Here is a 10,776-nt window from a genome sequence, read left to right on the forward strand (position 1 = left end):
GAACTGGAGTCGCGGCCCGAACCCCGCGCGCGCCGACCGCTCTGGCGGCCAGGGCGGAGCATGCCCGCATCTGGGAAAAAAACCACCCTGGCACGGCCCTGCGGCCCTTCCGGCGCCCGGACGACCCCTCCCCGATGGGCCCCAGAGCCCTCCCAGATCTCGTTTAGAGACTCCTCCGATTCGAAAACACCCTTTGACACGCCGCCCCAACGGCTGGCTAAGGATTCAGGTAGCCATCCGGAACCGTAGCACTTGACTCATCACGTTCCTCGGCCACCATCGCTGCGTGGCGCTGTTCACCATCCATGCGGATTGTCGTTATGAAATCGTGCGCAAGATTGCCGAGGGCGGCATGGGCATTGTGTACGAAGCCGAACAGCACGGTGCCCATGGCTTTGTGAAGCGGGTGGCGATCAAGGTGATCCGCCAACAGTACGCCCGTCAGCCCGAGTTTATAGCGAACTTCATCGGGGAGGCCAAGCTGGTGGCCGACCTGATCCACACCAACATCGTTCAAACCTATCACCTCGGCGAAGCCCATGGCGTCTATTTCATCGCCATGGAGCTGATCCGTGGAGTGAACCTCGAGCAGTTCACCCAGCGGCACCTTGAGTGCGGCCGGCGTTTGCCCAGGGAACTGGCTGTGTTCATCGTCAGCCGGATTGCCCGGGGGCTCGCCTACGCCCACGCCAAGACGGATCGCGATGGCCGTCCTCTCGGAATCGTGCACCGCGACGTCAGCTTCAAGAACATCCTCATCGCGTTTGAGGGTGACGTGAAACTCACCGACTTCGGGATCGCGAAGGCCCGCGGCTACCTGACCGATCAGGAGGGTGAGGTCATCGCCGGCAAGGCCGATTTTATGAGCCCCGAACAGGCCAGTTTCCAGAAGACGGACAAGCGTTCCGACCTCTTTTCCGCCGGGATCGTGCTGGCCCATCTTCTGCTGGGGTACAACATCTTCAAGGCGGCCACGCCAGAGGAATCCCGGCAGCGGGTTCTGCAACTGCCCATACCGGACTTCCGAACCCTGGACGAGCGCATTGACGACCGGCTCAACGCCATCCTTCACAAGGCCCTGGCCCGGGACCTGCGGCAGCGGTACGGGTCCGCCGACGAACTCCTCTACGACCTGGAGCACTACATCTACCATGCGGGTTACGGCCCGACCAACGAAACCCTGGGCCGGTATATCCGCGAGTTGTTTGACGGCTCTCCTGCTGCACCCGCGCCGTCCCCGTGGATGGAGAAGAGCACCGGGATGATGCTCCGGGCCGAACACCTTTCACGACCGCACTGAGTGCACAAGATGACCCGCAAATCCAAGAACGTTCGTCCCCGGCGGGTGCGCATCGGCCTGATCCAGGCCGCTGCGACCCCGGATCCCGATGAAAACCTGCAGCGCACCCTGCGCGCCGCGCGACAAGCGGCCCGTCAGGGTGCCCGGATCATTTGCACGCAGGAACTGTTCCGTTCCGTCTATTTCTGCCAATGCGAGAACCACGACTTTTTCCGGCTGGCCGAACCCATTCCGGGCCCCACCACCCGCGCGTTTCAAAAGTTGGCTCGGGACGAGCAGGTGGTGGTCATTGCCTCGCTGTTCGAACGCCGTGCCCCGGGTCTCTATCACAACACCGCTGCGGTCATTGATGCCGACGGGTCCCTAGCCGGGATCTACCGCAAGATGCACATCCCGGACGATCCCCTGTACTATGAAAAGTTCTATTTCACCCCGGGGGACCTCGGCTTTCGCGCTTTTGCCACCCGGCATGCGCGTGTGGGCGTTCTGATCTGCTGGGACCAATGGTATCCGGAGGCCGCCCGACTCACCGCTCTGCAGGGTGCCGAGATCCTTTTCTATCCCACCGCCATCGGCTGGCATCCCTCGGAAAAGGCCGAGCATGGCCAAACGCAGCACGACGCCTGGGAGATCATCCAGCGCAGCCACGCCGTCGCCAACGGGTGTTATGTGGCTGCCGTCAACCGCGTGGGGCACGAGCGCCTCCCCGAAGCCCCCGGCGACGGCATCGAGTTTTGGGGGCAGAGCTTTGTTGCGGGTCCTTCCGGCGAAATCCTGGCAAGGGCCTCGGCCGACCGGGAAGAGATCCTGGTAACGGAGCTGGACCTTGACGCTTTGGACCTCACACGTACGCATTGGCCATTCCTGCGGGATCGACGGATCGACGCGTATGAGGGGTTGACCCGTCGATGGATCGACCCTTCAGCCCCTCCCGCCAGTCGCTGATACCGCACCATGGATGAGCCGCCCCCTGCGGCTTTGCCCTTGCCGCGTTTTCGCAGCCCCCTGCATCATGACCGGTGATGAACAAGGAACAAGTGGCGGCCATCCTCACCGAAATTGGGACCCTGCTGGAGCTCAAGGGGGAAAACCCGTTCAAAACGCGCGCCTATCTGAATGCCGCCCGGGCCATTGAGAGCCTGGATGAACCCCTCGAAAAGGTCGTCGCCGAGGGCCGTTTGGACCAGATCAAGGGCATCGGCGAGAGTCTCCGCGACAAGATCACGGAACTGGTGACCACGGGCCGGCTGGGCTACTATGAGGAGCTGAAGGCCTCCATCCCGCCCGGACTCATCGAGCTGCTCGAAATCCCCGGGCTCGGCCCCAAACGCATCCTCACCCTCAGGGAAAAACTCGGCATTGAGTCGGTGGATGCCCTTGAGAAAGCCTGTCGCGAGGGCAAGGTGGCCACGCTGCCCGGCTTCGGAGAAAAAACCCAGGCCAACCTGCTCGAGGGCATTGAGCGGCGCCGGAAATTCGCGTCCCAGCATCTCCTCATCGAGGTGTGGAGCGCCGCCGAGCCGTTGCTGGAGTTTCTGCGACAGCATCCCGACGTGATCCGTTGCAGCCCCGCTGGAAGCCTGCGCCGGAACAAGGAAGTCATCGGGGACCTGGACCTGCTTGCCTCCAGCAAAAATCCGAAGCAGGTCCTGGAGGATTTCACCCGGCAACCGGCCGTGACCAAGGTGCTGGCCAAGGGCGACACCAAGGCCAGCGTCCTGCTCGAAGGCGGTCTGCAGGCCGACCTGCGGGTTGTGGCCGACCGCGAGTTCCCCTTCGCGCAGATTTATTTCACCGGAAGCAAACAGCACAACATCGTCATGCGCCAGCGCGCCATCGAACGGGGTCTCCGCCTCAACGAATACGGCCTGTTCCGGTCCAAGGAGGAAACCCGCGATCCGAAACTTCTGATCCCCTGCAAGGACGAAGCCGAGGTGTTCCAGCAGCTCGGCCTCCACTACATCCCGCCCGAGCTCCGCGAAGACCTGGGCGAGTTTGAAGCCGCGGAAAAAGGCCCGATTCCACGCCTGCTCGAATGGACCGACCTCAAAGGTTCGCTCCACAACCACACCACCTGGAGCGACGGCCACATGACCCTTGAGGAAACCGTCCAACTGGCACGTTCCCTCGGCCTGGCCTACTGGGCCGTCACCGACCACTCCCGATCCTCCTTCCAGGCCAACGGGCTGGATCCCCAACGGCTGCGGCAACAAATCCGGGCCATCCGCGAGATCAACCAAAGGCTCGAAGACGAGGGCGCCGATTTCCATCTGCTGGCCGGCACGGAGGTGGATATTTTGCGCGACCGACTGGATTTCGACGATGATCTTCTGGCCGAACTGGATTTTGTGATTGCCAGCCTGCACGTCCCCGCCAACAACGAGGCCGAAAACACCAAACGGCTGATCCGCGCCGCCCAAAACCGGTTCGTCCATGCGCTCGGCCACCCCACCGGTCGACTGCTCCTTGAGCGCGACCCCTACCCTGTCAACCTCGACGCCGTGATCGAGGCCTGTGCCGAAACCGGCACCTGGATCGAACTCAACTGCAACCCCCACCGGTTCGACATGGACTGGCGCCACTGGCCGGCGGCACTTCGCAAAGGCGTCCGGTGCGTGCTCGGGCCCGATGCGCACCGGCGCGAGCACGTGGCATATCTGAAACTCGGGGTGGGCATCGCCCGTAAAGGGTGGCTTCAACCACGCGACGTCATCAACACCCTGCCCTGGCCACAACTCCTCAAGGCGCTGCAAAGGAAGCGGCAGAAGCTCTGAAGCCGAGCCCTGACAGGCTCCGACCCCGGGCCGGCCCTGCCGCACTCGCAAGGTCGGGCACCGTGTGCTGCGTCGCATTCAAGACCCGCCCCACCGCCCCCACCCCGGCCCGCCCGGTGCCAGAGAATGGCGCGACACTCACCCGTGGCGACGTTGTGCCGTCCTGATGCACAGCGGCCCCTCCCCTGCGCCGCTGTGTTTTGTGACTTCATGAGGGGACATCTCACGACCTTCTTCGCCCGGATCTTCCCGGGAATGACTCAGACGGCCGGGCTCCACGTTGTCAAAGGGGGTAAAGGGCGCGGGCTGAGGCGATGGGCAGCGGCTTCCACCCCATGCGCACAACGCCTCCTCATGCCGCCGGGCCGTCCGTGTCCGCCGCCGAATCGTCGGCCCTGATGGCCGAAGCTCCGGGCGTCTCCCTGAAAGCCTCCGTCGTCCGCCTCCTCAATGCCGCCCATGAAAATCCCGGTCCCGGGGAAAACCCGGGCCCTTCACGGCCCGCGGTAATTCTGTTGTCTGCCCGGGGAGGAGCTATGGCTCTGATTGGAAATCTAGCCGTGCAACGGACGCCGGTCGTGGTGGTTTACAGCGTGCCGTGTGGGAATCCCGCAAAACCGGAAAGCGCCCGGCTCAGAACGCGGTGCGACTCCGCGCTTGCAATGCCTCCCATTCGGCCGGTGTGTTGCAATTTCGAAGACATTCAGCCTCCGTGGCCCGGAGTGGCCAGGGCCGTATGGCACCCTCGGCCCGGCACCGTTCGGCAAACATTCGGGCTGCGGGACGGCATCGCGCCAAAAGATCGACTGCCAGACCATGACATCGTTTGGGGTAGACGGCCACGAGAGGTTCCCATGCGCCGCGCCAGACCGGCACCACCCCCGTCCTTTCGTCACAACGCCCCAGCAACCGCCGTAAAAAATCCGCGGTCAGCGCCGGCAAATCCACCGCCACCACCAGCACATGCTCCGTGGCGGCCGCATCGAGTGCCCGTTCAATCCCCGCCAGCGGTCCGGAGTCCGGGAACCGGTCCCGGAGGATCGGCGCGTCCAATCCCTCATACCGCGCATCGTCGCGGGCGGAAACAAACAGCTCCGCGGGCTCCACGGATCGGACCAGTGCCAACTGCCGCTCCAACAGTGTCCGGCCCTGCCAGATCAGCGTGGCCTTGTCGCGCCCCATGCGGGTGGACGCTCCACCCGCCAGGATCACGGCACTGAAGGCAAGCCGTGGTCTTGTGCCCTGTGAGCCCTGCGCTACGTCGCTGTGTCCCGGCGCAGCCATCCGCTTGTCAGGATGCGAGCCCGCAGCCCACCCCGGCCCCGCAACCACGCCTCCACCCGCTCATCGCCGAAGGCGCGGTTCATCCAGTAACAGGGCCGGCATTCTTCCACGCCAAAAAACCGCACTCCCTGCAGCTCGAATTCACGGCCGATCAGAGCGTTCAGATCCAATCCCTCCGTGATCACGTTGCGCCGGGTGGCCGCGGCGGGTGCCTCGTGCAAGCCCAGCTCACGCCTCATCGCTTCCAGGGTTTCCCAGGCGAAAAACGTGATCTGGCCCTTGTAATCGTCCTTGAAGTCGAAGAACCGGTCCCCCCGCAAGCCGCGGCCGGCCACACATTCGACCGCTTCCACCTCCACGATCGGGTGTTCGCCCGGCGGCTGGCCGTGGTGTCCGAAGTAGTTGTGCCCCGGCGAAATGAACAAATGTCGAATCCTCGCCATCTTGGTCACCGAACAAGCCTCCCATGTGCGCCTTTGTCAAGCTGCGCCAAGGTAGCGGCGCTGCCAGCGTCGCGCCTCATACAGTTCGGCGCATCGTCCGCACAGCCCCAACCCGGCAGCCCACCAGGGAGCATCTTCGCGGATCCAGGGTTCCAAGGTCTGCGCCCGGTGCGGATCCGCCCATTCAAAGGTGGGAAAACCGCAGAGCGGACAGGCAGCACCGGGTGCCGGTCCTTTCTGCGCGCGCACGCACCGGGGATCACTCGCCCAGGCCACCAACTCCGCGTGCCGGGGCGGCTCCCGGCTCCACAGCCGCGCCAAGACCTCGGCCCGGCGTTCCTCGGACCAGAATGGGAATCCCCGAGGGAACGCCAGCGGCACCGCGCGCCCCGGGACAAACTGCGCGTCATCCGGATCCCGGTTGCGCAGTTCCCGGACGAAGACCACGGTCCAGCTATCGTCGGTCCACACGCCCTGCCCGGTCACATTCTGCCGGGCGGGCGGCTGCGACTGGAACGATCCGAATCCGCGTGCGTTGGCATCCTCCACCGGACTGCGATGCGGCTGGGCCAGGAAATTGCCCGCGTCCCGGGCTGTCAGGAAATGCCGCTGCGGCTGGAAATAGGTGTCCACATGCATGGCAGGGTAGGCCTGTGCAATGTCCGGCCCGTTACCCGCCGCCAGTTCCGCCTGCCACGCGGCTTTCCAGTGCCAGATATTCACCGGATTTTGACGATCCCCCATCCCCAGGAAGGCCGGCTCGGTGCCGAGGGCAAATTGGACCGCGGCAGCATCCTGGAAGTCCTCCACGCGGAGCGCCCGGGTTTGAGGCAGGGGATCCCGCCATTGCATCCACAGTGCCAGTTTGCGGCCATCCGTGACCGCCCTCACCGCCACGGCATACACCTGTTGGGGTTCGGGCCACAATGGGTGCAGAGGAATGCGGGACGCCTCCCATTGTTCCCACGCGGGATCCAACGGATCAGTGGAAAGTTTCTCCACCCGCCGGAGCGGGATGCGGTTGTCCTCTGGCTGCAGGAGGTCGTTGACGGCCACATCCGTTCGGCGGAGCGACCGGATGTAGTGGACCAGCGCCCAGCGTTCCTCCGGAGTCATCACATCGTCGCCGTATGGCACCATGGGCGTCCCGGCCAAACCGATCCGAATCCGCAAATACAGGTCCCGGCCGCTGGAACCGCCGCGGAACCTTTCGGTGTTGAAGTCACGGGGTCGGGCCGGAAAACCGAAGCTGTCCTTCAGCAACGGCACCTGAGGGCCGTCGCCGGCACCCGTCTCCCCATGGCAGAGGTGGCACTGCATCCTTGCATAAACCGCCCTGCCCAGTGCCAGGGAATCCACGGTCACTGGCGGTTCCGGGGGCACTTCGATCGGCCCGGGTACAACGCCGGCTGCCTGCTGTTCCTCAAATCGATTCACTCGCTGCCCCTGCGCGTTCGTGTACGCCGTCAGGTATTTCACATAACCCACCAGAGCCCACCGTTCCGCCTCCCCCAGGTAACCAAACGCCGGCATCGCGCTACCCGGCAAACCCTGGGAGATCGACCGGAACAGGTCTTCATCCGAAGGCAGCGTGCCGGGTGGCGTACTCTGAATCTTGAACAAACCGGCGCTGAAATTGCGCGGCTTGGGAAACAACCAGATGGCCGCCGGCCCCCTGCCCGCTCCCATCCACCCCATGGCAGGGTGCACAATGCTGGTCATAAAGCCTCCGCCCCAACTCCAGGTCCCCCTTCACATCTTCCAGCGTGCCACCTGCCCCGGTGACCCAGGCGGCTCCCAGTCCCAGCAGCGTCGCAATCCAACCGCTGACGAGCCTTGCACCCGACGTTTTCATCGCTGATGCACAGCATAAGGCCTTTTGGAGAGCGTTCTTTGACTCAGGTCAAACTTTTCGCAAAAACCGGAGGGGCCGCCCGCACGTTTGTCCCCTCCTTCACCTGCGTTTTCGGGTGTCCCCGTCGGCGTGCCGGTATCCGGGCCACCCGCGCCCACCTCGGCCAGGGCCATCGCATTCTGCAGCAAGTCCCCCCGCCCCGTATGCTGGAGTCCACTGGATTCCAACCGGTTCCAGGGCCAAACGGGTTTTCGCTCCGGCGGAATGACCACGGCCCCAATCCGGCGAACCGGTGTGGGGCCTTGAAATATCGGAGCCTCGGCCCGGCCATCGAACTGGCCGCGTTTTGCCGATCGGCGCGAAAGTTTCAGAAATGGGCCGGACTTTGGTTGCCGGAATCGCCGGGAACGAGTCAGGGGCCCACTTGGAAGCACCGAACCGCTCTTGCTTCGCGCCGCCGCTTTACCCGGGAGAGCCGTCAGCTACAATGACCCGGCGTGTCGGAGGGCTTGCATCACCCTTTGTTTGAGGGGTTGCCGGACCGGGTCCGTGCCAGGGTCGCCGCGTCTGCGCGGCGCATGGAAGTGGACCCGGGAACCTGGATCGTACGGGAGGGCGATCCCGGGGACGGCCTCTACCTGCTGGAGGAGGGGACGGTGGAGATCGGCTGCTCAACCGGGGCGGGCTCGGGCCGTGTGCTGGCCACACTGGGGCCCGGAGCTGTGTTCGGTGAAATGGCGGTGGTGGAGGAAAAGCCGCGCTCGGCCGCTGTGGTGGCCCGGACTCGAGCCGTTGTCCGGTTTTTACCCCGGGCGGCAGTAGTGGAGTTGATGCGGGAACACCCGGAGTTCGCCCTTCGCCTGTTACGGGAGCTCAGTCGGCGGCTGCGCGAGTTCAACCGGGTTTACGTGGAACAAACGCTTCAGATGGAGCGACTGGCCCTCGTGGGCCGGTTCGCTCGCGCGATTATTCATGACCTTAAAAGTCCGTTGAATGTCCTCCAACTGGCCGCGGAAATGGGCCTTGCCACGCAGGCCGACGCCACCCGTCGTGCCGAGGCATTGCACCGCATCCGGCGCCAGGTCGAACGCATCACCGACTCGATTCAGGAGATCCTGCTCTTCACCGAGGGCGGCAGCGGGATCGAGGGCATGACCCCCACGATTTACGCGGACTTCCTGAAGGCCGTGCTGGAGGAACTTTCGGGGGAGGTGAAGTTGCGGGGGCCGGACCTGCTTTGGACCCCCGACGACTGGCCCGCCGGTCGGGTTCGGCTTCAGCCCCGCCGCCTTCGCCGAGTTTTGCAAAACCTGGTTCACAATGCCTGCGACGCACTATCCGCCGGAGGCCGGATCGAAGTCCGCCTGACCGGTACCGACGCATGCGCTGTGACTGAAGTGCACGACGACGGGCCGGGCGTCCCTGCTGAAATCCGGGATCGTCTGTTCGAGCCTTTCGTCACGCATGGCAAACGGCACGGTACCGGGCTGGGACTGGCAATTTGTCGTCGGATCGTCGAGGACCATGGCGGCCGTATTGAGGCTGGCGTGAGCCCCCTGGGAGGTGCCCTGTTCCGTTTTACGCTGCCCTGGGTTGGTGCGAAAAGCCGCTGACCCCGGCCCGCACGCGTCCGGCAGCAACGGGAAAAGTGTCCCGTGCCGGTGACCGGGTTCCCAACCGACCTGGCAACTGCCGCCTTGAGCCTTGTGGAAACCGCGCAACCTCGTGCGGAAGCTTCATGGCCCCGGTCGAACAGGCCTTGTGGCCCTGGAGATAGTGGGAGCCCGGAACCCTGCAGATGAAACCTCTGCCCCACCCTTGCAACTACCGGGTGCCGGTACAGAGGTCGAGGCGCCCCACGGATCTGACGAAAAGCATCCCCAAGCAGAATGCCCGGGGAAAATGGCGGGCATTGATTTTGCCCAACCATGGATGTTTGCTTCCGGATCTTGGTGCCAGCCCTCACTGGCAGAGCCGGACCCGCACGCTCCCAGGGGCCGTGCCCCCTTGGTTGGATGACCGCAACCGGGGCAACCTTCGACCAGAGCGGTTGGGAGAAGCGGGATGCCACGTAAAAGTAATCATTCCCGCGGCACCCGAGCCGGCCTACGACATGAGGAAGCGTTCTTGTCACCGACAAAGCGACCGGGGCCGGGTCCGCATCTGGTCGAACCCGGCCCCGTCGCGCCTGTCATCCAGCGGGCCTCAGAAGCCCGTCACTGCCCGCGGCCCTACCGCACCACTCGGAAGTACTTCGCCGTACCCGTAATCGGTATGACCGCAGGATTGTCCGTCGTCTCCGTCGTCCACGTGGCACCCGGACCCAGAACCGGACTGCTCTCCAGCCGACCCCCGGCCGGACTCCACGAGATCACCACGTTGTTCCCCTGCCGACCCACTGTCAGCACCGGCGGCTCCACCGGCGCAGGCGCCGCCATGTACCCAATCACAGCCCCGGTCAACAAGGGCGCATCCCCATCCATCGGATCCGGAGCGTTGTACAACTTGTACGTCACCGCCAGGTTGTCCCCGCCGCTGCCCTCGCGGTGGATGGCCTCAATGTAGTACCGCCTCCCGGCCTCCAGGTGGATCCCCATCGAGTACGGGAACGTCACCCCGCCATCCGGACTGAACTGGTCCGAACGCCGCTGGCTCGGGTTGCTCCCCGACACCCACATCCGCGCATTGTTCCAGGACGGCTGATGCGCAACCCACACCTTGGCCGACGGCTGGTCACTGTTGGTGCTGATGAACAAACGACTCTCATCGTCCGAACTGATGAAGAACACATAGTCGCCCGTCTGCGGCGGGATGAAGAACCCGCTCACCCGACGACTGTAGTTGTCCGCAATGTTCGTGCCCGACTCAAAGATCGTCCACTCATTCACCTGTGCCGGAGCCCCCACATTCCCGTACAACACCGCGTCAAACGCAGCACCCGGGAAAAACTCCTCCTTCAGCTTGCCCGGCACAAACACCGTGTCGGTCAACACCGTCACCGTCGCCAGCTGACTGGTCACCGACCCGTACGCGGACAACGTCACCACGCAGTCAATCTGCGCCCCGTTGTCGTTGGTCGAGGCCACAAACGAGTAGACCGTCGTCGTGGCGTTGGCAATC

9 protein-coding genes are annotated in these 10,776 nt (G+C 64.3%); 4 read left to right on the forward strand and 5 right to left on the reverse strand.

Going from position 1 to position 10,776, the window contains the following annotated elements:
* Window positions 1-286 precede the first annotated feature (286 nt).
* The 3 genes from G4L39_RS13805 (at window position 287) to polX (ending at window position 4,074) form a co-directional block, all read left to right on the forward strand.
* Window positions 287-1,300, forward strand: coding sequence for a serine/threonine protein kinase (locus G4L39_RS13805; RefSeq protein ID WP_343203341.1), 1,014 nt, complete (start codon window positions 287-289; stop codon window positions 1,298-1,300).
* Between the two features lie 9 nt (window positions 1,301-1,309).
* Window positions 1,310-2,245 carry a carbon-nitrogen hydrolase gene (locus G4L39_RS13810; protein WP_165109081.1) on the forward strand — a complete coding sequence of 312 codons (936 nt, stop codon included), beginning with the start codon at window positions 1,310-1,312 and terminating at the stop codon, window positions 2,243-2,245.
* Window positions 2,246-2,322: 77 nt separating this feature from the next.
* Window positions 2,323-4,074 (forward strand): DNA polymerase/3'-5' exonuclease PolX, encoded by a 1,752-nt coding sequence (gene polX / locus G4L39_RS13815; RefSeq protein WP_165109083.1) that lies wholly within the window; start codon window positions 2,323-2,325, stop codon window positions 4,072-4,074.
* Between the two features lie 633 nt (window positions 4,075-4,707).
* Here the strand turns inward: polX and mobA are convergent.
* From mobA to G4L39_RS15960, 4 genes are read right to left on the reverse strand one after another with little or no spacing between them, the layout of a single operon-like run.
* Window positions 4,708-5,286 carry an NTP transferase domain-containing protein gene (gene mobA, locus G4L39_RS13820; RefSeq protein WP_165109085.1) on the reverse strand — a complete coding sequence of 193 codons (579 nt, stop codon included), beginning with the start codon at window positions 5,284-5,286 and terminating at the stop codon, window positions 4,708-4,710.
* Window positions 5,287-5,330: 44 nt separating this feature from the next.
* Window positions 5,331-5,801, reverse strand: coding sequence for an MOSC domain-containing protein (locus tag G4L39_RS13825; protein WP_165109087.1), 471 nt, complete (start codon window positions 5,799-5,801; stop codon window positions 5,331-5,333).
* Window positions 5,802-5,837: 36 nt separating this feature from the next.
* A complete protein-coding gene (locus G4L39_RS13830) occupies window positions 5,838-7,490 on the reverse strand; it encodes an ethylbenzene dehydrogenase-related protein (RefSeq protein WP_425485751.1) in 1,653 nt (550 codons plus the stop codon).
* Window positions 7,378-7,656, reverse strand: coding sequence for a c-type cytochrome (locus G4L39_RS15960; protein WP_165109091.1), 279 nt, complete (start codon window positions 7,654-7,656; stop codon window positions 7,378-7,380). Before G4L39_RS15960 ends, G4L39_RS13830 begins: the two co-directional genes overlap by 113 nt.
* 497 nt (window positions 7,657-8,153) lie before the next feature.
* On the opposite strand from G4L39_RS15960, the gene G4L39_RS13840 reads away from it, so the two are divergent.
* The gene (locus tag G4L39_RS13840) at window positions 8,154-9,269 is read left to right on the forward strand and encodes an ATP-binding protein (protein ID WP_165109093.1); all 1,116 of its coding nucleotides are present in this window, start codon (window positions 8,154-8,156) and stop codon (window positions 9,267-9,269) included.
* A 618-nt stretch (window positions 9,270-9,887) separates the two neighbouring features.
* On the opposite strand, the gene G4L39_RS13845 is transcribed toward G4L39_RS13840, so the two are convergent.
* Window positions 9,888-10,776 (reverse strand): PA14 domain-containing protein (locus G4L39_RS13845; RefSeq protein ID WP_205881033.1); only part of this gene is annotated, 889 nt, incomplete at its 5' end.

Source organism: Limisphaera ngatamarikiensis (assembly GCF_011044775.1).
Lineage (GTDB): Bacteria > Verrucomicrobiota > Verrucomicrobiia > Limisphaerales > Limisphaeraceae > Limisphaera > Limisphaera ngatamarikiensis.